The organism is Polaromonas sp. P4_F4 (genome assembly GCF_056401355.1).
This window is the reverse complement of the sequence record NZ_JBFUJO010000010.1, coordinates 117,554-139,751: the sequence shown is the minus strand read 5'-3', so window position 1 is coordinate 139,751 and position 22,198 is coordinate 117,554. Positions and strand designations below refer to the sequence as shown.

Annotated in this window: 22 protein-coding genes; all 22 read right to left on the bottom strand. The window is 61.1% G+C overall.

Annotation, left to right across the window (positions count from 1 at the left end; translation table 11 throughout):
* Positions 1-87: 87 nt before the first annotated feature.
* Complete coding sequence (locus AC1DUR_RS12935) at positions 88-273, bottom strand: hypothetical protein (protein ID WP_477718121.1); 186 nt, start codon at positions 271-273, stop codon at positions 88-90.
* 78 nt (positions 274-351) lie between these two features.
* Positions 352-1,542 carry a PLP-dependent transferase gene (locus AC1DUR_RS12930; RefSeq protein WP_477718120.1) on the bottom strand — a complete coding sequence of 397 codons (1,191 nt, stop codon included), beginning with the start codon at positions 1,540-1,542 and terminating at the stop codon, positions 352-354.
* Between the two features lie 175 nt (positions 1,543-1,717).
* Positions 1,718-2,242, bottom strand: a complete 525-nt coding sequence (locus AC1DUR_RS12925; protein WP_477718119.1) for a phosphoribosyltransferase — start codon at positions 2,240-2,242, stop codon at positions 1,718-1,720.
* A gap of 78 nt (positions 2,243-2,320) precedes the next feature.
* Entirely contained in the window at positions 2,321-3,661 is a 1,341-nt protein-coding gene (locus AC1DUR_RS12920; RefSeq protein ID WP_011483511.1) for an adenylosuccinate synthase, read from the bottom strand.
* A gap of 64 nt (positions 3,662-3,725) precedes the next feature.
* Positions 3,726-4,892 (bottom strand): ATP phosphoribosyltransferase regulatory subunit, encoded by a 1,167-nt coding sequence (locus tag AC1DUR_RS12915; protein WP_477718220.1) that lies wholly within the window; start codon positions 4,890-4,892, stop codon positions 3,726-3,728.
* A gap of 141 nt (positions 4,893-5,033) precedes the next feature.
* On the bottom strand, positions 5,034-5,222 hold the full coding sequence (locus AC1DUR_RS12910) for a DUF2065 domain-containing protein (protein ID WP_477718118.1): 189 nt from the start codon (positions 5,220-5,222) through the stop codon (positions 5,034-5,036).
* Between the two features lie 6 nt (positions 5,223-5,228).
* Positions 5,229-6,131, bottom strand: coding sequence for a protease modulator HflC (gene hflC / locus AC1DUR_RS12905; protein ID WP_477718117.1), 903 nt, complete (start codon positions 6,129-6,131; stop codon positions 5,229-5,231).
* Between the two features lie 11 nt (positions 6,132-6,142).
* Positions 6,143-7,567 (bottom strand): FtsH protease activity modulator HflK, encoded by a 1,425-nt coding sequence (gene hflK, locus AC1DUR_RS12900; protein ID WP_477718116.1) that lies wholly within the window; start codon positions 7,565-7,567, stop codon positions 6,143-6,145.
* Positions 7,568-7,626: 59 nt separating this feature from the next.
* The gene (gene hflX / locus AC1DUR_RS12895) at positions 7,627-8,808 is read right to left on the bottom strand and encodes a GTPase HflX (RefSeq protein WP_477718219.1); all 1,182 of its coding nucleotides are present in this window, start codon (positions 8,806-8,808) and stop codon (positions 7,627-7,629) included.
* Positions 8,805-9,056 (bottom strand): RNA chaperone Hfq, encoded by a 252-nt coding sequence (gene hfq, locus AC1DUR_RS12890; RefSeq protein WP_041388809.1) that lies wholly within the window; start codon positions 9,054-9,056, stop codon positions 8,805-8,807. Before hfq ends, hflX begins: the two co-directional genes overlap by 4 nt.
* Positions 9,057-9,124: 68 nt before the next feature.
* The gene (der, locus tag AC1DUR_RS12885; protein ID WP_477718115.1) at positions 9,125-10,468 is read right to left on the bottom strand and encodes a ribosome biogenesis GTPase Der; all 1,344 of its coding nucleotides are present in this window, start codon (positions 10,466-10,468) and stop codon (positions 9,125-9,127) included.
* Positions 10,469-10,506: 38 nt separating this feature from the next.
* On the bottom strand, positions 10,507-11,652 hold the full coding sequence (gene bamB / locus AC1DUR_RS12880) for an outer membrane protein assembly factor BamB (RefSeq protein WP_477718114.1): 1,146 nt from the start codon (positions 11,650-11,652) through the stop codon (positions 10,507-10,509).
* On the bottom strand, positions 11,649-12,344 hold the full coding sequence (locus AC1DUR_RS12875; RefSeq protein ID WP_477718113.1) for a YfgM family protein: 696 nt from the start codon (positions 12,342-12,344) through the stop codon (positions 11,649-11,651). Before AC1DUR_RS12875 ends, bamB begins: the two co-directional genes overlap by 4 nt.
* Positions 12,345-12,416: 72 nt before the next feature.
* Positions 12,417-13,724 carry a histidine--tRNA ligase gene (hisS, locus tag AC1DUR_RS12870; RefSeq protein ID WP_477718218.1) on the bottom strand — a complete coding sequence of 436 codons (1,308 nt, stop codon included), beginning with the start codon at positions 13,722-13,724 and terminating at the stop codon, positions 12,417-12,419.
* Between the two features lie 56 nt (positions 13,725-13,780).
* Entirely contained in the window at positions 13,781-15,055 is a 1,275-nt protein-coding gene (ispG, locus tag AC1DUR_RS12865) for a flavodoxin-dependent (E)-4-hydroxy-3-methylbut-2-enyl-diphosphate synthase (protein WP_477718112.1), read from the bottom strand.
* Positions 15,055-16,065, bottom strand: a complete 1,011-nt coding sequence (locus AC1DUR_RS12860) for a helix-turn-helix domain-containing protein (RefSeq protein ID WP_477718111.1) — start codon at positions 16,063-16,065, stop codon at positions 15,055-15,057. Before AC1DUR_RS12860 ends, ispG begins: the two co-directional genes overlap by 1 nt.
* A complete protein-coding gene (pilW, locus tag AC1DUR_RS12855) occupies positions 16,058-16,867 on the bottom strand; it encodes a type IV pilus biogenesis/stability protein PilW (RefSeq protein WP_477718110.1) in 810 nt (269 codons plus the stop codon). Before pilW ends, AC1DUR_RS12860 begins: the two co-directional genes overlap by 8 nt.
* Positions 16,864-18,012, bottom strand: coding sequence for a dual-specificity RNA methyltransferase RlmN (gene rlmN / locus AC1DUR_RS12850; RefSeq protein ID WP_477718109.1), 1,149 nt, complete (start codon positions 18,010-18,012; stop codon positions 16,864-16,866). The genes pilW and rlmN overlap by 4 nt, the downstream gene beginning before the upstream one ends.
* 79 nt (positions 18,013-18,091) lie before the next feature.
* Positions 18,092-18,517, bottom strand: a complete 426-nt coding sequence (gene ndk, locus AC1DUR_RS12845) for a nucleoside-diphosphate kinase (protein ID WP_477718108.1) — start codon at positions 18,515-18,517, stop codon at positions 18,092-18,094.
* Between the two features lie 117 nt (positions 18,518-18,634).
* Positions 18,635-20,296 carry a pseudouridine synthase gene (locus tag AC1DUR_RS12840; RefSeq protein ID WP_477718107.1) on the bottom strand — a complete coding sequence of 554 codons (1,662 nt, stop codon included), beginning with the start codon at positions 20,294-20,296 and terminating at the stop codon, positions 18,635-18,637.
* A 10-nt stretch (positions 20,297-20,306) separates the two neighbouring features.
* On the bottom strand, positions 20,307-21,059 hold the full coding sequence (gene scpB, locus AC1DUR_RS12835; RefSeq protein WP_477718106.1) for an SMC-Scp complex subunit ScpB: 753 nt from the start codon (positions 21,057-21,059) through the stop codon (positions 20,307-20,309).
* Positions 21,060-21,160: 101 nt separating this feature from the next.
* Positions 21,161-22,195, bottom strand: coding sequence for an RluA family pseudouridine synthase (locus tag AC1DUR_RS12830; RefSeq protein ID WP_477718217.1), 1,035 nt, complete (start codon positions 22,193-22,195; stop codon positions 21,161-21,163).
* Between the last annotated feature and the right edge of the window lie 3 nt (positions 22,196-22,198).

Here is a 22,198-nt window from a genome sequence, read left to right as displayed (position 1 = left end):
TGTTGGGGTCAACCCAGGGGCGGATGGATGCGGCTCGAAAGGATCGGTGCTTCTATGCTTATGCCCGGAGCAGCTGGTGCCTCAAAATCAGGTCGATGACTCAGTTGGCGGCAAACCGGGCTGGCCGTCGGCCTGCGTGTCTGGGGTCTGCTCACCCTCGTCTGCCGCGTCATCAGGCTTGCCTTCAGCCTTGCGCTTGAGTTTTTCTTCTTTTTTACGTTTTTTCGCAAGCTCTTTCTGGCGTTTTTCGTAGGAATAATTAGGAGTTGCCACAGCGTGCTTTCGTGAATGATTAACCCTTACTGTACTGCATCGCCGTCAGGGCCTCATCAAGTTCTCAGCAGGCCCGAATCAAGCGATCAGGAGCGCCTGAGCCAGGTCTGCCCGCAGGTCGGCCACAGACTCCAGGCCGATCGAAAAACGTACCAAACCACCCCGATGCGACCAGGGCGTGCGACGCATGGCTGGCACGTCATAAGGCACGCACAGGCTCATGGGCCCGGCCCAGCTGTAGCCCAGCTTGAACAGCTGGAGACTGTCGCAAAAACGGTCGATCCGCTCCTGTGTGAACTCGGGCTTGAACACGGCGCTGAGCAGGCAGGCCGCGCCTGTGCAATCGCGTTTCCATGTGTCATGTCCGGGCGATCCTGGCAATGCGGGATGCAGCACGGCGGCGATTTGCGGCTGGGCCTGCAGCCAGACCGCCAGCAGTTGCGTGGTGGCATCTTGTGCGGCGTAGCGCAAGGCCATGCTGTTCAAGCCGCGCAACACCAGTTCGGCATCATTGCCGCTCACGCCATAGCCGACGCGCATGTGGCATAAATGAACCAGATGGTGCAGGGCTTCGTCGTTGGTGACCACTGAACCCATCAGCACGTCCGCGCCACCGCTGGGGTATTTGGTGAGGGCCTGTACGGAGATGTCCGCACCGAGCCCGAAAGCGTTGAACGCCAGGCCTGCGCCCCAGGTGTTGTCCAGCGCGGTAACGGTGCCCGATGGATGGGCACTGTTGCCAGACTGGTTGTGCGCCTTGACCACAGCAGCCAGCGCCGGAAGGTCCGGGAACTCCAGCGTGATGGAGCCCGGGGCTTCCAGCCAGACCAGCCGCGTTTTGCGGCTCAATTTGGCGGCTAGATCGGCCGGGTTCATGGCGTCATAAAACTGGAAATTGATCCCCCAGGCCAGGAGTTCAGTTTGCGCAAATGCCTTGTTGGGGCCATAGGCGTTGTCGGGAATCAGCACTTCATCACCGGACTTCAGCAGGGCCATGTCCACCAGCACCACGGCAGCCAGGCCGCTGGGCACCAGGGTGCAGAACTTGCCGCCCTCCAGGGTGGCAATGCGCTCTTCCAGCGTGAAGGTGGTGGGGGTACCGTGCAGGCCGTAGGTATAGCCCGTCTTGTGTTTCCAGTCGCGGTTGCGCAGCGCCGCAACGCTGGGAAAGATCACCGTGGAGGCCTTGTGCACCCCCGGTGCAACGGCCTCAAAGCCCGCCGGTGGGCTGTAGGGGTGATGGATTAGTTGGGTAGATGGATCGCTCATGCGCCGATGTTAACGGCATGCCCCGACAGGCGGTGGCCGTACCCTGGCCGTGAGCCTGGGGAACAGCGCCGCTTGCACATCGATAAATGGCCGCAATTTTCCGCCGGGCCGTCCCAAGGAAAATTAGCCCCCTCGGGGGGCCCGTATCACACGAAGCGAAAAACGTGGAGGCCCATCAGATTTTCCACTTGGCCATCAGTTGCGCCGGTGTGAGCGAGTCGTAGCCTTCAAACGGCTGGTGAATCCAGGGATTGGTCGGCAGCGACTCCACTGAGTAGTCGGGCTGGAAGGTGGAAACGCCCTTGGTCCAGATCACCGCGCTACGCAGCTCGGTGATAGGTTTGTAGTTGGTGCGCAGCTGCTGGATCACCGCATTCAGGGTGTAGCCCGAATCGGCCAGATCATCCACCAGCAATACCTTGCCGGCAATTTCGCCCTTTGGCGTGGTGATATAGCGCGCGATGTCGAGCTTGCCCTGCACGGTGCCGGCGTCGGCGCGGTAGGAACTGGTCGACATGATGGCCAGTGGCTTGTCAAAAATTCGCGAAAGAATGTCGCCCGGCCGCATGCCACCGCGGGCCAGGCACAGGATGGTGTCGAACTGCCACTCCGACTGATGAATCTTGATCGCCAGTTTTTCAATCAGGTTGTGATATTCGTCATAGCTGACATACAGATGTTTGCCGTCTTCGGTCAACATGGGTTTGCTCCTGATTTAATAGCAAGGCGCCCGCAATGCATGGTCCGGGCACCTGTTTTTGATTCAAAAATACCGGGGTCAGGCGGCGTAGGGATTGCGCAGCAGAATGGTATGGTCGCGATCCGGGCTGGTGGAAATCATGTCAATCGGCACGCCGGTTACCTCTTCGATCCGGTGGAGATATTTCTGCGCCGCAGCCGGCAGCTGGTCGTATTGCGTGACGCCCACGGTGCTCTGGCTCCAGCCCGGCAGGGTTTCATAAATGGGCTTGCACCGCTCGATGTCTTCGGCGCCCATGGGCAGGATGTCGGTGATGTGGCCATCAAGTTCATAGCCGGTGCACAGCTTGAGCTCGGCGATGCCGTCGAGCACGTCAAGCTTGGTGATACACAGGCCCGACAGGCCGTTGACCTGGGCGGAGCGTTTGAGCAGCGCCGCGTCAAACCACCCGCAGCGTCGACTACGACCAGTGGTCACGCCTTTTTCGGCGCCCACGGTGCTGAGGTGGTAGCCCACGGTGTCCGGCGTTTCCCAATCCAGCTCGGTCGGGAAAGGCCCGCCGCCCACGCGCGTGCAATAAGCCTTGGTAATGCCCAGGATGTAATGCAGCATGCCCGGGCCCACGCCCGCGCCGGCAGCGGCATTGCCCGCCACGCAGTTGCTGGATGTCACGTAGGGATAGGTGCCGTGGTCCACATCGAGCAGGGTGCCCTGCGCGCCCTCGAACAGCAGATTGGCACCTTCGCGGTTCGCATCGTTGAGCTCGCGCGAGACATCCGCCATCATTGGCTTGAGAAGTTCGGCGTGCCGCATGGCTTCGGCATACACGGTATCAAAATCAATCGCCGGCGCGTGCAAATAACCGGTCAGTACAAAGTTGTGCAAATCCAGCAACTCGCGCAGCTTGGCGGCAAAACGCTCGGGGTATTTGAGGTCCTGCACGCGCAGGGCACGGCGCGCGATTTTGTCTTCGTAGGCCGGGCCAATACCGCGGCCGGTCGTGCCTATCCTGGCGGTACCGCCCTTTTCGCGGTAGGCCTCGCGGGCAATGTCTAGCGCAGCATGAAAAGGCAGGATCAGCGGGCAGGCTTCGCTGATGCGCAGGCGTGAGCGCACTTCCACGCCGGCTTTTTCCAGCCCTTCAATTTCTTCAAACAGCTTGGCCGCCGAGAGCACCACGCCGTTGCCGATATAGCATTTCACACCAGGACGCATGATGCCGCTGGGAATCAGGTGCAAAGCGGTCTTGATGCCGTTGATGACCAGTGTATGGCCGGCATTGTGGCCTCCCTGAAAGCGCACCACACCTTGGGACATTTCGGTGAGCCAGTCGACCAGCTTGCCCTTGCCTTCGTCGCCCCACTGGGTGCCCACGACCACAACATTGCGGCCCGCGGCTACGGTTGGTTTATATGTCATCTTCAATTTCTCGTTAAGGATTCGTTGGGGAAAACAGCGTTGAAGGCCGGCCTGAGGCCCGGCTTCAGGCCGCCTTTTTCAGGGGCTGGACCACCCATTGGCCGGCCACATGGGCCAGTTCGCGGTCGCAGTCAAATTCATTGACCTCATGTTCATGGCCCGGAAGCACGCAGGCCACCGTTTCACCCCCGGCCCGGAGGCGGGCGATGGCAGCGCGCAGGCCGGCATCTTCCCCCCATGGCGCACGAATGGCAGCCCTGAGCGGCCGGGGCGGCAGCACGCTGACCAGTTCCTTGAGATCCAGACTGAAGCCGACGGCCGGACGGTTACGGCCAAACACCGCACCGACCTCGTCATAACGGCCGCCACGCGCCAACTCGGCGCCCTGCCCATAGATGGCAAAACGGGTACCGCTGTAATAGGCGTAGCCTCGCAAATCGGCCAGGTCAAAACTGACCTTGACATCACCCACGTGCGCGGCCAGCCAATTCAAATTTTGCAGCGCGTTTTGTGCCTCGGGCCAGGATGAGAGGACTTTTTCAGCCTCCAGCAGGACTTTTTCATCGCCGTAAAGCTGCAACAACGCTTTCAGAGCGTCACATGCCGCAGCGGAAAGGCTACCCCTCAAGCTGGCCGTCAGGCTGTTGAGTTCGCTGGCGTCCTTGGCTGCGAGCGCAGCATGAATAAGCGCCAGGGTTTTGGCATTCACGGCGGCGCTAGCCAGCAGGCTGTTGACAATGCGGGCATCGGCCATGTCAACACTCAACGCGGTCACACCCGCAGCCTTGAGGCCCTCCAGCGCCAGCAACTGTGCCTCCAGGTCGGCTTCCAGCCCGCCATGGCCATATATTTCAGCCCCGAACTGCAAAGGCTCCCGGGTGGCATGGGGGCGGTCGGCACGGGTATGCAGCACCGGGCCGCAATAACACAGGCGGGCTACGCCACTGCGGTTGAGCAGGTGCGCATCAATACGGGCGACCTGCGGCGTGGTGTCAGCCCGCAACCCCAGAGTACGGCCCGAGAGCTGGTCGACAAGCTTGAAGGTCTGCAGATCCAGCGCCTCGCCGGTGCCGGTGAGCAGCGACTCGAGATGCTCCAGCAGAGGCGGCATGACCAACTCATAGCCATAGCTGCGGGCGGTGTCGAGAAACAGGCGGCGCAGCTCTTCGATGTGGCGCGCCTCGGAGGGCAGGACATCGGCAATTTGATCGGGCAATTGCCATGATGACAACCAGGCGGACATTGTAATTTTCGTGGGCTGTTAAAAACCAGATTTTACCGGGCTTGGAGGCCGGTTTTGGGCCGCGGGCGGCAAGAGAGGGTTGCCGGGTGCAAATAAGCACCTCAGCCCGCACACGCTGGCAGCACGCCGTCAGGCCAGCACCGCCAGCAGGATCAACCCGGCACCGATACTGCAAAGTCCGAAAAAACGGATCTGCCCGTTGCCCAGCCGGAGTATCTGTTCAAACATGCCGCGCCAGCCAGACGGCGAGATCAGCGGCAACAGCCCTTCGATCACCAGCATCAGGGCCAGCGCCTGCCAGAAGGTATCGCCGTCCACGCTGACTTATTTTTTGGCGGGCGCCGCTGCGCCACTACCCGATCCGCGCATGGCCTTGAAAAATTCGGAGGATGGGTCGAGCACCATCACGTCGTTTTTCTTGCCGAAGCTGGCCTTGTATGCGTCCAGGCTGCGATAGAACTGGGCAAACTGTGGATCACGGCCAAAGGATTCCGCGTAAGTTCGGGCCGCTTCCGCATCGCCCTCACCTTTGACCTTCTGCGCGTCGCGGTAGGCATTGGCAACCGCAACTTCACGCTGCCTGTCGGCATCGGCGCGGATCTTTTCACCTTCGGCTGCACCCGTTGAGCGCAACTCATTGGCCACGCGCTGGCGCTCAGCCACCATGCGCTTGTAAACCGAGTCGGTGATGGCTTCTACGTAGTCGACGCGGGTGATGCGAACATCGACCACGTCCACACCCCAGGGCTTGGCGCCCTGCACCACCTGCAGCACCTCGCGCTTGACGTCAGCCATCAGGGCCTCGCGTTTGAGCGACAGCAAATCCTTGACCGTGCGTTTGTTGATTTCTTCCTGAAACGCATTGCGCACCACGCGGCTCAACTGGTTGGCGCCGGCCTTTTCATCCAGGCCGACATTGCGGATGTATTCGGTAGGCTGCGTGATGCGCCAGCGAACGTACCAGTCAATCACCACGCGCTGCTTCTCGGCGGTCAGCATCGGCTCGGCATCGACGCTGTCGAGCACCAGCAGACGTTTGTCGATGTACGACACATTCTGGAATGGCGGTGGCAGCTTGGCATGAAGCCCGGGGTCGGTAATGACCTCCTTGATCTGACCCAGCGCATAGACCACGCCAAACTGACGCTGGTCGACGACAAACAGGGTGGAACTCAGCAGCGCCAGCACCACCAGCAATGAAGATACGAAAAATCCAACTCTATTCACGTTTTTCTTCCTTAGCGTGTTTCACGGTCGCGGGTGCGGGAAGCATCGCGTGAACGGGCATCCAGGGGCAAGCTGCCACCCGACGGCGAAGGGGCCACAGCGGGCGGTGCCGTACCACTGCCCGGCAGTAGCGGGATATCGGCGCCTGCCGCTGCACCACCCTGCGCTGTCATCTGCATGATTTTGTCGAGCGGAAGATAGAGCAGGTTGGAGCCCTGGCGGGACTCCACCAGCACCTTGGTGACATTGGTGTAGACCTGCTGCATGGCATCCAGGTACATGCGATCGCGGGTGACCTGGGGCGCCTTCTGGTATTCGGTGAGTACCGAGCGGAAACGCTGGGCATCACCCTGGGCCTGCGCCACAATTCGCGCCTTGTAAGCTTCCGATTCCTCTTTGAGACGCGAAGCTGAACCCACTGCGCGGGGAATCACATCATTGGCATAGGCCTGAGCTTCGTTCTTGGAGCGCTCGCGCTCCTGACCCGCCCTGAGCACATCATCAAATGCGGCCTGGACCTGCTCGGGAGGACGCGCACCGCTTTGCTGGAGATTGATACCCACGACTTCAACCCCCACTTTGTAGCGGTCCAGGATGGTCTGCATCAGGATACGCACCCGGGGGCCGATCTGATCGCGCTCTTCTGCGAGCGCCGAATCCATTTTCATTTTTCCCACCACTTCGCGCACGGCCGATTCTGCGGCCTGCACCACGGCGCTGGCGGGGTCCTTGCTCTCAAACAGGTAGGCACGCGCATCACTCAAACGGTACTGGACGGCGAATTTGATTTCGACAATGTTCTCGTCCTCGGTCAGCATGGCCGAGTCGCGAAGGCCCGTCGCCTTGATGATGGTGTCACGACCTACATCGACCGACCGGATCTGGGTGACCACGACCATTTCATGGCGTTGCACAGGGTACGGGAGACGCCAGTTGAAACCGGCCCCCACGGTCGAGTGGTACTTGCCGAACTGGGTAATGACGGCCTGCTGGCCCTCCTGCACAATGAAAAACCCGGTACCCAGCCAGATTAGCACGGCCACCGCGGCGATCAGCCCCGCGCCGATGCCTGCGCTTTTCATGTCGGGCTGAAAGCCGCCACCATTGCCGTCATTGCCACCGTTATTTCCGCCGCCAAAGCCGCCCCGCTTGCCGCCACTTTTCGCGCCGCCAAAAAGCCCGCCGAGCTTGCGATTGAAATCGCGCCACAGTTCATCCAGGTCAGGCGGTCCCTGATTGGGGCCCTGACCTTGTGGTCGAACTGGCTTGGAAGGCTGCTTGTCGTCACGAGGCATTTCTGGCTTGGTCTCATCGGACGACGGCTTGTCATCGTCTCGGCCCCAACGTGGATCGTTGAGATTAAACATGCCTTGGGCACGTTGTTTCAACCGACCTGGCAAGGTCGTCAACGTCTGCAGCACGGGATTCAGGTTCATGGGATCAAACTCACTTCTTTTTTGACTACACCGACATTGTGCCTAATGAAATTGCCCGCTCAGGCAAGGTCGTCGGCCGTTTGGAGAATTTCCCCGCTCACCACGCTTGCCGCATGACTGGCCAGAAGCTCCCGCAGCAACGGCAGACCTTCACCCGTCAGGGCGCTGACAAATACCCGATCCACGCTCCGGCTCGCCCCCTCAAATGCATCCCTGAGCTCGAACATGTCGCGCAAGGACAGGGGCAAGTTGACTGCTCCTACAGCGTCCAGCTTGTTGAACACGAGAATCTGCGGCACGTCAGCCGCACCAATCTCGGCCAGAACCCGTTGCACCTGCTCAATTTGTTCCAGATAGTCGGGGTTCGATCCATCCACCACATGCAGCAGCAGGTCCGCGTCCGCAGCTTCCTGCAATGTAGCGGCAAACGCGTCGATCAGACCGTGTGGCAAATCCCGGATGAAACCTACCGTGTCAGACAGGGAGACCGAACGTGCGGTGTCACCCAGGTACAGCTGTCTCGTCGTGGTATCAAGGGTGGCAAAAAGCTGGTCGGCAGCATAGGCACGCGCCTTGACCAGCGCATTGAACAACGTGGACTTGCCGGCATTGGTATAGCCGACCAGCGAGATCGTGAATGAGTTGCGCCGCTCCCGCTGCTTTCGCTGCGTTTGCCGCTGCTTCTTGACTTTGCCCAGGCGCTCTTTGGTGCGCTTGATGGCGTCGCCGATCATGCGCTTGTCAAGCTCGATCTGCTTCTCACCCGGGCCGCCGCGCACACCCGCTCCGCCGGTCTGGCGCTCCAGGTGGGACCAGCGGCGCACGAGGCGCGTTGAGACGTACTGCAGCCGTGCCAGTTCGACCTGAAGCTTGCCCTCGTGGCTGCGCGCGCGCTGGGCAAAAATCTCCAGTATCAGCAGGGTACGGTCATTGACCGGCAATTCCAGGTGCCGCTCCAGATTGCGTTGCTGGGCCGGACTGAGCGACTGGTCGAACAGGATTTCAGACGCGCCGGTATCCTGCGCGAGCATTTTGATCTCGTCGGCTTTGCCGGTACCGATGAACAGAGCGGCATCGGGGGCTTTTCGCCGGCACGTCACACGAGCAACGGGTTGCAGGCCTGCGGTTTGCGCGAGCAAACCCAGTTCCTGCAGATCAGCATCAAAGTTCGGCAAGCCCAGATCAACCCCAACCAGCAGGGCAAGAGTTGGTGTTTTCACCGGAGCATCGTAGGAACTCAGCTGGCGGGGCTTTCTTCGGATTCGCCGGTCGCAAAACTTACAGCGCGACCGGGAACGATGGTGGAGATCGCATGCTTGTAGACCATTTGGGTCACAGTATTGCGAAGCAGAACCACATATTGATCGAAAGACTCAATCTGGCCCTGCAATTTGATCCCGTTGACGAGATAAATTGAAACAGGCACATGCTCTCGACGCAAGGTGTTGAGAAACGGGTCCTGCAGCAGCTGACCTTTGTTATTGCTCACGATATTTTCCGTGTTCAAAAGTTGATAGAGCCTTACGTTACCACAGCCCAACAGCCAAGTATGTAGTTCTAGGCCGATTCCTTGTCCGTGAAGGGGTTGTGCGAGCTTTTCATCTGGATGCGCATGGGCGTGCCGACCAGATCGAACTCCTTGCGGAACCGCCCTTCCAGATAGCGTTTGTAGGCCTCGGTGACATGTTCCAGCGAATTGCCATGAATAATGATGATGGGCGGGTTCATGCCCCCCTGGTGCGCATAGCGCATCTTGGGGCGGAACATGCCTGAACGCTGCGGCTGCTGGAACTGGACAGCCTCGAGCAGCAGGCGTGTCAATACCGGCGTGGACATCTTGCGGTTGGCCGAAGCGTGGGCCTGCACAATTGACTTCCAGACCGGCGCCAATCCCTGGCGCTTGATCGCCGAAATCTTGTGGATGGATGCAAATTTCAGGAAAGCAAGGCGGGTTTCGATCGACCGCTCCAGCGTCTCCCGCTGGTAGGCGTCCACCGCATCCCATTTGTTGATGGCCAGCACCACCGCACGGCCGCTTTCCAGGATATAGCCTGCGATATGCGCATCCTGGTCGGTCACGCCTTGCGTGGCGTCGAGCAGCAGCAGCACGACATTTGCATTTTCAATCGCCTGAAGCGTCTTGACGACGGAAAACTTCTCTATGGCCTCAAAAACCTTGCCCTTGCGGCGCAGGCCGGCGGTGTCAATCAGCTCAAACTTCTGGCCGTCGCGCTCAAATGGCACGGAAATGGCGTCCCGCGTGGTGCCGGGAAGGTCAAATGCCACCAGGCGCTCTTCCCCCAGCCAGGTATTGATCAACGTCGATTTGCCCACGTTGGGACGGCCCGCCACGGCGAGCCGGATAACCGACGGATCCTGCGACTCGGCTTCGTCACCAGGATCGGCGAGGTTGAGCGGTGCCAGGGCAAGGTCGACCAGGGAACGCATGCCCTGGCCATGGGATGCCGAAACCGGCAGCACTTCCCCCAGGCCCAATTCAAAAAATTCGGAGAACTGGACCCCTTCCGTCATGCCCTCCGCCTTGTTGGCCGTCAGCACCGTCGGTTTGCCCAGCTTGCGCAGGAAGTTGGCGATATCGTGGTCCTGCGCACTGATACCGGCACGCGCATCAACCACGAAAATCACCACATCGGCCTCAGCAACGGCCTGACGAGTCTGCTTGGCCATTTCCTTGTATATGCCGGACGCTGCGTCAGGCTCAAACCCGCCGGTGTCAATGACGATGTACTCGTGGGAGCCCAGCTTGCCGTTGCCGTAATGACGGTCACGCGTCAGCCCGGCGAAATCGGCCACGATCGCATCCCGCGTCTTGGTCAGCCGGTTGAAAATCGTCGACTTGCCCACATTGGGGCGGCCGACTAACGCTATGACAGGTTTCATTGATCAGGTTCTGGAAAGTTGCGGTTTCGCGTTTTCGGTTACTCGGGCTTGAAGCCGTAAACGCCGCCGTTATGGGTCACGGCGATCAGCGTGTTACCCGCAAGCACGGGAGCCGCGGCGATGGCCGAGCCATCGGTCGGCAAGCGGTTAAGCAGGGAGCCGTCTTCACGCGACAACAAATGGATAAAGCCGCTGAAGTCACCAATCGCCACGGAACGCCCAACGACCAGGGGTGCCGTCAGGCTGCGGTAGCGCAGGCGGTCTGTGGTCCAGCTTCGCTCGCCGTCTGTGCGCCGCCAGGCAATCACCGTACCGTCTGCCTCCGTGCCAAACAGCGTGCGGTCATCGCCATGAATACCCTGCATGCCATTGGCTGGCTTGGTCCACAGAAGACTGCCGCGCGCGGCATTGACGCAGCCAATGCTGGCCTGGAAGGCCCGCGCGCAGACATTGTCGCCGTCCCGGCTCACACGACCCACAAGATCAACCAGGCGCTCGACATCATTGATGCCGCGTGGCGAAGCAATGGGCGCCTCCCATCGAACACTGCCGTTGACAGGGCTCAGGCCCGCCAGACGGCCGGCAAGACCCACCACCAGCATATCGCCAACGGCCAGCATCACGCCGGATTGGCGCAGGACCAGCGGTTCATTGGGTCGCTGCTGCGTCCACAGCTTGCGCCCCGTCTGGCCATCAAAGGCCGAGACCGACCGGTCCGCCGCCAGGACGAACACCCGCGCACCGGCCACAAAAGGGGCTGTAAAGGCCTGCGCATTAAGCTTTTGGCGCCAGATTTCCCGCCCGTCCTGCAGGGCAACAACTTCGTTGGCCTTCGTGACTACCGCCAGGACCTTTCCGTCGCTGCCCACACCCGCGGCAACAGGCGTATTGAGCGCCACGCGCCAAAATTCACGGCCGGTGGAGGCGTCCAACAGGGCGACAGTACCGTCGCCACTCGCAACGGCAACGCTATTGCCCGAAACAGCAACGTCCAGAGGGAAATCGACCTGCCCAATGCGGGTGTTCCAGCTCTGGCGAGCGGATACCAGTGCCGTCACCGGCTGCAGTTCGGCCGGCTGGGGCTTGGTGGCGCCGCCAAAGCAGCCAGCCAGCAGCGCTACAAAACCAATGGCCAGGGGCAGCCGGGAAATCTGGGCCAGAGGCCTAAAAGACTGGATCATCATTTCTTCACCTCGGTATTGGCTGCGGTCGTTGTCAGTTTGGTGGAACCTGCGGTGGGATCAACGCCAAGCGCATTGAGTTTGACCTCCACCAGGCGCCGGTACTCGGCACGCTCGTCGAGCCCCTTGTAGGCTTTTTCATATTCCACCCGGGCTTCGGTTTTCTTGCCCTGGGCGGCCAGGATATCGCCGCGGCGGTCGGCTGCCAGAGCCGCAAAATTTTTCGGGAACGAAGCGGACAGCTGCTGCAGTGCTTCGTCGTAGGCTTTCTTTTCCAGCAAAAGACCTGCAAGTCGCAACCGGGCAATGGCCTGATAACCCTCGTCGGAGGCCTTCTCGGCCACCCCGGTCAAGGCGGCGCGGGAAGCGTCCAGGTTGCCTTTGTCGTAATAGGCCCTGGCGGCGAGCAGACCGGCTTGCTGGGCATAGGTGGTGCGGCCAAAGCGGTCTTTCATGTCCGCCAATGAACGGTCAATCCTGGCCTGATCGCCCGACTGGACAGCGCGCTCGATTTCCTCGTACATCACGGAAGCCTGCGCAGCCTGGCTGCGCTGCCAGTACTGGTAACCGTTCCAGGCCGCAAAAATGCCGAACACGGCGATCAGGCCCCAGGTGATCAGGTCGCCATACTGCTTCCAGAAATGCTTGAGTTCATCAAGCTGTTCCTGCTCTTCCAAATCGAGATGTTTTGCCATAAAAGTCTGCTTGTTCTGCCCGATAACGGCGCGGATTGAGGTGGGGTGATTGTAGGGGGGCGAAATGCAAGGCTAGGCGCGCAAGGCGTGAACCCAGGCGGACACGTCGTCCAGTGGCTGCAGGGTTTGCACCTGCGCCGCATCAGCCTTTTCCCCCCGCAGCGGTTTGACGGCCACGCGGCCCTGCGCCAGCTCGGCGGCACCGAAAATAAGGGCAAACCGCGCGCCGCTGCCATCGGCCTTTTTGAATTGGGACTTCATGCTGCCCATGCCGTCGGCGCTGGCACCGGCGTGCATCTGCACACTCACCCCCGCCGCGCGCAAGGCCTGCAGGGTTTGCAGAACGACGGGCAAGGCAGATGCCTCGGGAATCACCGCATAGGCATCGGGTACCGGCGGCGTGACGGCGGCACCCTGCTCCTTGATGAGCTCCAGCACACGCTCCACGCCCAGGGCCCATCCCACGGCCGGCGCGGCTTTGCCGCCCATCTGCTCAATCAGGTAGTCATAGCGTCCCCCGGCGCAAATGGTGCCCTGGGCACCCAGCCGGTCGGTCACAAACTCGAACACCGTGAGGTTGTAATAATCCAGCCCGCGCACCAGTCGGGGATTCAGGGTCCAGGGGATGCCGTTGGCATCGAGGATGGCTTTAAGTCCCTCAAAATGCGCCAGCGACTGGGACCCCAGAAAGTCGATCAGCCGGGGGGCGCTGTCTACCACTGCTTGCATGGCCGGATTCTTGGTGTCAAGAATGCGTAGCGGATTGCTGTGCAGGCGCCGGCGTGCTTCCTCGTCCAGGACGTCGGCATGCTGCTCCAGGTGGGCGATCAGTTGGGCACGGTGCTGGGCACGCTCATCGGGCTGACCCAGGCTATTGATTTCCAGGCGCCAGTCGCTCAGACCCAGCTCCTTCCAGAGCGCCGCGGCCAGCAAAATCAGCTCGGCATCCACTTCCGGTCCGGCAAAACCCAGTGCTTCGGCGCCAATCTGATGAAACTGGCGGTAACGGCCACGTTGCGGGCGCTCCCGACGGAACATCGGGCCCATATAGTAGAGGCGCTTGCCGCCCTCATAGAGCAGGTTGTGTTCGGTGACCGCACGAACAACGCTGGCGGTATTTTCAGGCCGCATGGTGAGGTGGTCATGATCACCATATTTGTCCGCACGGTCTTCGAAGGAATACATTTCCTTTTCGACGATGTCCGTGACCTCGCCAATCCCTCGCACAAACAGCTGCGTGTGCTCAAGAATGGGGGTGCGGATATTACGGTAGGCATAGCGCCCCATCAGCGTGCGGACTTTGTCTTCGAGCCACTCCCAGCGCGCCGAATCCGGCGGCAAGATGTCGTTCATGCCCTTGACGGCCGTGAGTTTTTCGATTTTGGCCAAGGGCGATTTCTCCGTCTGGCCGGCATTCATTTTTTCAGACATGGGATTCACACGGTTTCGGCGACGGCCTGCGTGCCAAAACGTTTTTCAATATAGTTTTCAACGATGACCCGGAACTCCTGCGCAATGTTCTCTCCACGCAGTGTCAGTCTTTTCTCGCCATCAATAAATACCGGAGCAGCCGGTGCCTCGCCCGAGCCAGGCAGGCTGATACCGATGTCAGCATGCTTGCTTTCACCGGGGCCATTGACGATACAACCCATAACGGCGACCTTGAGCCCTTCAACACCGGGGTATTGCGCGCGCCAGACCGGCATCTGGGCCCGCAGGAAGTCATCAATCTGCTTGGCCAGTTCCTGAAAGGTGGTGCTGGTGGTGCGTCCGCAACCCGGACAGGCGGTTACGCTGGGCACAAAGCTGCGCAGCCCCAGGGCCTGGATGATCTCCGACGCAATCACCACTTCCTGGGTACGGGACTCGCCGGGCTGGGGGGTCAGGGAAACGCGTATCGTGTCGCCGATGCCTTCCTGCAGCAAAATCGACAGCGCGGTGGCCGAGGCCACCGTACCTTTGGTGCCCATGCCGGCCTCGGTGAGGCCGAGGTGAAGGGCGTAGTCGCTGCGTTTGGCCAATTCGCGGTAGACCGAAATGAGATCCTGGACCCCGCTCACCTTGCAGGACAGGATGATCTGGTTGCGCCGCATGCCCATTTCCTCGGCACGACGGGCGGAATCGATGGCCGAGGTGATCAGCGCCTCGTACATGACCTGCCGGGCATCCCAGGGAATGGCGCGCGCACTGTTGTCGTCCATCAGACTGGCCAGCAGTTCCTGGTCAAGGCTGCCCCAGTTCACCCCGATGCGCACGGGCTTGTTCCAGCGCATGGCGACTTCAATCATCTGGCCGAATTGCCGGTCGCGCTTGTCGCCCTTGCCCACGTTACCCGGGTTGATGCGGTATTTGGACAAGGCCTCGGCACAGGCCGGGTAATCCGTCAGCAGGCGATGGCCGTTGTAATGAAAGTCGCCAATCAGCGGCACATCGATGCCCATGCGATCGAGTTGCTCCCGAACGTGGGGCACGGCCTGCGCAGCCTCAGGGGTATTCACAGTGATGCGGACCATTTCGGACCCGGCAAGCGCCAGCTCCTTGACCTGAATGGCGGTACCAATGGCGTCCACGGTGTCCGTGTTGGTCATGGACTGGATGCGTACCGGCGCGTCGCCGCCCACGGTGACAACGTGCGAGCCCCAGGCAACCAGCGCCTGGGTGGAACGCCGTGCTTTCGGAAAAGCCGACTCGATGGGAAGACAAGGCTCCACTATTTCACCTCAAACCGGGCCACGTTATCCCGGGAAACTGAAGTCAGGTCAAATGCCCGCCCGCGCACCTCCACCTGGGTTGCATCGGCCCGGCCGACCACAGCAGCCAGCGGCAATGCGCCGGAGGCGCCCGCAACCTCACCCGCGCCCAGGGTGCGGCGCAGCACAACGGCCCCTTTGGCATCGGTTACCTCAACCCAGGACTCCTGCTTTGCGCGAAACGTCACAATGCCGCCGGGCGCCGCTTGTACGGTTGAACTGGCTGGCGTCGCCGCACTGTCAGGCACAGCGGGTGAATTGGCCGGCTGGGAGACTGGCGCAGCCAGCGCAGCTACGGCCTGCTCCGCAACCGGAGCCGCAGGAAGCGATCCCTCTGGAACGGCCGCGGCAACCGCCGCTGCTGCCGGCATGGCACTGTCCGTCAGGCCTGCACCCGCCATGACCATCGTGGCCGGCAGGGATTGAGGTTTGGCGGACGCGGCATTGGCCTGCCCCTCCTCCGCATCCCGCTGGCCCGTCACCGAATCATGGCCGACGCCAGGCAGGAAAATCAAAACCAGCGCCCCCAGCAACAAGGCAAGCACGGCCAGGACAACAGGCCGCGAAGCATGCTTCCATGGGGAAGACCGCGGGCCATCACCCGGCGAGCGGAAGGGTGCGTTGATGCTGGCGCTTCGCTGGGCTAGCTTGGGTGCTGCCGTTTGTGGCATGCGCTCAAGCACCAGGGCCGGGTCCACTTTAAGGGTTCGGCACACGCTGGAGGCCAGCGCCCGCCCGAAAACAGCGTCCGGCAGCAAGTCAAACCGGTCCTGCTCCAGTGCTTCAAGCTTCTTGACCGGAACCTTCAGCGACGCGGCCAGTGAGGCGATATGAATGCCCGCCGCCTCTCTGGCGCCGCGAAGCAGATCGCCGGCCGTGCGTTCGAGCGCAGGCATGCTCTGGCTGTGACCGAAGCCTGAAACTGCTTCTGAATTGAAGGTGGAGGCCAGCACCGGGTCGAAGTTACTCATTGAAAGCACCTTTTTCATAGGCGGCAGCTTGAGGAGACTGCGCAAAGCGCTTTTTCAACTGATCGGCCAACTGCAACACAGCCTCCCGATTATTCAGTTTTCGTTCCGTCTTGATGCCCAGCCAAAGCGTTTCGGCATTCGCCAATTCACTGTTATTCAAACGGCGTATGTAAAACTGTGCCCGTGTCAAATCACCGCGCTCATAAAGAAGCGTGGCGAGGTTGTAGCCTGTCACAGGGTTGCCTGCATCCAGCTCATACGACTGCATCAGGCTCTGTTCCGCCTCGGCACGCTGCCCTGCGCGAACCTGGCAAACACCTTGGGTCATCAGCGTTTTGGCCCGGCCGCCGTAGGTCGGATTGGCCGTTGCCAGGGCAAACGATTTGAATGAGTCTTCGTAGCGGGCCTGCTGACAGAGCAGCCAGCCGTAGTTGTGCGCCACGTCGGCATCGCGGGGATTCAGCGCGAGTGCACGGCGAAAACTGTCTTCGGCCAACGGAATGTCATTGAGCCGCATGTACACCAGCCCACGCAAGTTGTAAGCATCCACAAAAGTGGGATCCGTGACCAGCGACTGCTTGATTTCATCCAGCGCAACATTGGGCTGGCCCTGCTCAAAATAACCGGTGGCCAGCTCAAGCCGAAGGCGTGCACGCCGGCGATGATCAGGCTCATCCGACTCGGTCACGATGTCATTCCGGTTACCGGAAGGCCCGGACATCCCTTGCTGGCCGGCACAACCCGCCAGCAAAACAGCCGCCCAGCAGGCCGACATCCAGATCACATTGGCGGCAAACCTCATACATCCATCCCTTTTGCAACAACCACCTTGATGCCCCCGAGCATACCTTGCCGCTGCGCGGCGATGCGCCGGTCTACGCCGGTCCGATCCTGAACATCCCCGGCCAATTGACCGCAGGCCGCATCAATGTCGTCACCGCGGGTTTTCCGCACGGTGGTCACGATGCCCGCATCCATCAGGATTTTGGCGAAGGCAGCAACCTGCGGCATCGCTGAACGCTTCAGGCCCGAAGCCGGAAACGGATTGAAAGGAATCAGGTTGAATTTGCACGACAAGCCGTCTGCCGAATGCGCTTGCATCAGCGCCACCAACTGATGTGCATGCTCGGGCTGATCGTTCACGCCGTCAAGCATGCAGTATTCAAACGTGATGAAGTCACGCGGTGCAGACGCCTGGTACCGGGTGCAGGCCTGCAGCAATTCAGCGATCGGGTACTTTTTATTGAGTGGAACCAGGTTGTCGCGCAGCGCGTCTTCCGGCGCATGCAGCGACACCGCCAGCGCCACCGGACAATCCTTGGCCAGCCTGTCGATCATGGGCACCACGCCGGATGTTGACACCGTCACCCGGCGGCGCGACAAACCGTAACCATGGTCGTCCAGCATGACCCTCAAGGCGGGCAGCAACTGCGAGTAGTTCTGCAAGGGTTCGCCCATGCCCATCATGACAACATTGGAAATCACACGCTCTTGCCTGCCCAGGTGCTGGCGCAGGAAATGCTCGGCAAACCACAGCTGGGAAATAATTTCGCCGGTGGTGAGGTTACGGCTGAAACCCTGGTGCCCGGTCGAGCAAAAACGGCACCCCACGGCGCAGCCGGCCTGGGATGAAATGCACAGGGTTCCCCGATCCGTTTCGGGAATGAAAACAGCCTCTACGATGTCGCCGGCGCCGACATCGAACAGCCATTTGACGGTGCCATCAGCCGAGTCATGGCGGGACACCACTTTCGGTCCCTGGATGTGGGCTGAACCTGCAAGTTTTTCGCGCAGGGACTTGGCCAGATCTGTCATCTGCCCAAAATCGGAGGCGCCTTTTTGATGGATCCAGCGAAACAGCTGGGTTGCGCGAAAGCGCTTTTCGCCGAGCCGCTCGCAAAAGGCGGCCAAGCCCTCCAGATCGTAGTCAAGAAGGTTGGCTGTCATCGCAGGGGGCGACAGGCTGGACCGCCCCAGGCAAGCGACGACCCTGGCGGGGAGTAGCAACGCATGGGGGGCAGCATGATTAACGCGAGTAAATATTCATGCCCGGGAAGAAGAATGCAACTTCCGCATTGGCGGTTTCGACTGCGTCCGAACCATGGACGGCATTGGCGTCGATGCTGTCCGCGAAGTCGGCGCGAATCGTGCCGGCAGCAGCCTTCTTGGGATCTGTCGCGCCCATCAGGTCGCGGTTTTTCAGGATGGCGCCTTCGCCTTCCAGCGCCTGGATCATCACCGGGCCGGAAATCATGAACGACACCAGGTCCTTGAAGAAGGGACGCTCCTTGTGCACAGCGTAGAAAGCCTCGGCCTCGCCCTGTGAAAGGTGAGCCATTTTGGCCGCCACGACTTTCAGGCCGGCGGCCTCAAAACGCGCGTAGATTTGGCCAATCACATTTTTTGCAACTGCGTCGGGCTTGATGATGGAGAGAGTGCGTTCGATCGCCATGAATTTTCCTTAACCTTGGATTTTTAAATGATTCAAAAACTGAATACAGCCTCTGATTTTAACCTGCGGGCTGATGTGTTCGAATCAACCCTGTGAAGTAAAGTACTTCTGGCGCTCTCAACGATTCCCGCCGCGATTACCGCCACCACCACCACCGCCGCCACGATTGCCGCCTCCGCGGTTTCCACCCCCGCCACCACCGCCACGGCGCTGCCCCCCACCGGCACCGCCCATGCCAGATCCCCCGCCGCCGCCACTGCGGCGTTGCCCCTGGCCTTGGCCCTGACCTTGCCGCTGCCGGGTGAAGGTATCCGCACCGATATAACCAAAAGATGTTTTCATCGGATCGGGCTGCTGGGCACCCCCCGCGCTTTTGTCGCTCCGATCCCCACGGTCATCGCGCCGCTTTGGTCCCTGCGGACCATTTCCCGCAGCCTGTCCAAAGCGAGGGGGCGAACCGGGGTTACCCCCCTGCCCGCGACCTTTCCCTCCGCGGCGCCTGTTGCCCCGGGGCACGGAGTCCATCCGGTGCAGGGGCGGCTGCAGATCATTGGGCTCCTGCTCAGCATCGGCATCGGCGGGCTGAAAGTCATCGGCTTGCCCGCTATCGGGGGCCGGCAGGCGCCCGCGGTCTCCGCGCGAGCGCTCATTTCGGCGAGGGCCGCGACCTGGGCGGGATTCGCCACCTTCGTCGCCGCGAGCATGACCCGGGTGTTTGGGCGCGCCCCGCGGATCCGCCCGGGATTCAGAGCGGGTCACCGCATTGGTCAGCGCCCAGATATCCCGCTCGTCCAGTTCGACGAATGCGCCCCGCTTCAGTCCGCGCGGCAACAGCATGGCGCCGTACCGGATCCGGATGAGACGGCTTACCGCGTGACCCACCGCCTCGAACATGCGCCGAACCTCACGATTGCGCCCCTCGGATATAGTGACCCGGTACCAGCAATTGGCTCCCTCGCCGCCACCGGCCTCGATGGAGCTGAACTGCGCCACGCCATCGTCCAGGGTCACGCCTTCCAGCAGGCGCTTTTTCTCCTCGTTGCTCAGCGCACCCAACACCCGCACCGCATATTCGCGTTCCAGCCCAAAGCGAGGATGCATCAGTTTGTTGGCCAGTTCGCCCGAACTCGTTAACAGGAGCAGGCCTTCGGTGTTCAGGTCAAGGCGCCCCACGGACTGCCATTTGCCCTGAAACAATTTGGGCAAGCGCCGGAACACCGTGGGCCGGTTTTGTGGATCATCGTGCGTCACAACCTCTCCGCTGGGCTTGTGATACGCAATCACGCGGGGCGGCGGCGGGTCAATTCGCACGCGTATGGGCTTGCCATTGATCTTGACGGTGTCGCCGAACTGGATGCGCTGCCCAATGTGGGCCGGCTCGGCATTGACCGAAATGCGTCCCTCGAGAATAAGCTGCTCCATCTCCAGCCGGGAACCCAGCCCGGCTTGCGCCAGCACCTTGTGCAACTTGGGGGTTTCAGGCTGAGGTGACAGCACGCGCTTGGGCAACTCCAGCGCCACATCGTTTTCATCAGCGTCAAACTGCCCGGTCACCACATCCTCGAAGCGGATGGTGTTTGCCGCGGGCAGCACCGCGGGCTGTCCGGCGGCAAGCGCCGGCGCTGACGCGACCACCTTCTCCGCGGGGTTATCAGCCATCAAATCAGGAGCAGGAGCAGGAGCGTCCTGCGCAGGCTTTTCCAGCGCGACAGGTTTGTTTTCGTCTTCGCCCGGGGGGGTGGACGGGAGATCGGGAGCCGGGTGGTCTTGTGGATTCATGCTTTTACATTCATGCGTAGGGATCGCTGGTGGTCCGGTCAAGGGGCTCGGGTTCAGAAAGCTCACCGACATCCTCCGCCGAAGCCTCCAGGGCCTCCGGAATGGCCGGACTCAGTTCCAGCACGGCTGCCTCATCGCCGGCGAGCTCAAGTGCGGCTTCGCCTTGCGCCTCTGATGTCTCTGATGTCTCTGACAACAATGCAGGCTCTACACTGCCGAGCTCAAATTGTTCGAGCATGGCAACCTGCCCTGCCGTACTGTCCATGGCGGGCAGCTGATCCAGCGACTCAACGCCCAAATCATCGAGAAACTGCCTGGTCGTCGCATAAAGCGCTGGCCGGCCCACGGTTTCCCGGTGGCCGATCACTTCCACCCAGCCGCGATCCTCCAATTGCTTGAGGATCATGCTGTTGATGGTGACGCCGCGAATGTCTTCCATGTCGCCACGCGTCACGGGTTGCCGGTACGCGATGATGGCAAGCGTTTCGAGCGTGGCCCGGCTGTAGCGGGGTGGTTTTTCCGGATGAAGCCTGTCCAGGTACTCGCGCATCTGCGGCCGGCTCTGAAAGCGCCAGCCCGTCGCGACGTGAACGAGTTCCACGCCCCGTCCCGACCAGTCGTTCTGCAGGTCTTCAAGTACCAGCTTGAGGCTGTCGGCAGTCAATACCCCGTTAAACAGCACCCCCATTTCGCGCAAAGGCAGCGGTTGCTGCGCGCAAATGAGTGCTGTTTCGAGGACGCGCTTCGCATCCGTCGTATTCATGATTGGTCGTTCCGAAAAAAGGCGGGGAAAAGCGCTCGTTGGCGCATTGCATCCATGCGCAACCTCCTTGTCAGGGGCGCCATGTTGCGGGTAGCTGAAAACTACGAACTTTGATTGTATATCAGGCCCACATTTGCCATGGCCGCCTGCAAATCAGCCGGTGGCGGCGATCTGAACTCCATCGGGGCACCGGTCATGGGGTGTTCAAACGCCAGCCTGCATGCGTGCAGCGCCTGGCGCTCCAGCCCCGCGGCAGCCGCCCCGCCGTACAGCCCGTCGGATATCAAGGGATGGCCCAGAAGCGCCATATGCACGCGAATTTGATGGGTGCGGCCGGTATGCAGCTTGCACTTGACCAGACAATGACGCTCTCCGTTTTGCAGCAGGGACACCACCGTCAAGGCTGCCTTGCCGGCGTTCTTTTCCAGGTCAACGGCGGCCATGCGCAGGCGGTTGCGGGGATCCCGGCCGATTGCCGCGTTCACCTCCCGGGTCCGTGCCCCCTGCCATGTGCCGTGGGCCAGCGCAATATATTCCCGGCTCACGCTCCGGGCGGCGATCATGCTCACCAGCTGATCCATCGTCTGTCTCTGGCGGGCGACCACCATCAGCCCGCTGGTATCCTTGTCAAGACGATGCACGATGCCGGCGCGCGGCAAAAAAGACGCCTGGGGGTCACGCGCCAGCAAGCCATTGAGCAGGGTGCCGCTCCAGTTACCGGGTGCGGGGTGCACCACCAGCCCGGCCGGCTTGTCTATCACCAGGAGGTATGGGTCTTCAAACACAATGTCCAGCGCCATGACTTCCGGCTTGAATGCCTGGCTTTGAGGCGTAGGCCGCAGCTCAATGACGAGCTCGTCGCCGGCCTTGACCTTGGCCGATGGCTTGGTGACTGCCCGGCCGTTGAGCTGCACAACGGCTGCTTCGATCAACTGCTGCAGGTAGCTGCGGGAGAACTCGGGCACAATATCCGCCAAAGCCCGGTCAAGACGGGCGCCGTGGCTCCCGGCGGGGACCATTACCCGCCGCAACTCGAGTTCGGCGCTGCCATCTACCTCCTCCTGAGCTTCATCAGAGAGGCCATTGGCCGCAATAGCGCCCGATATAATCAATTTGCTTTGTTCAGAATCAGTCATCAA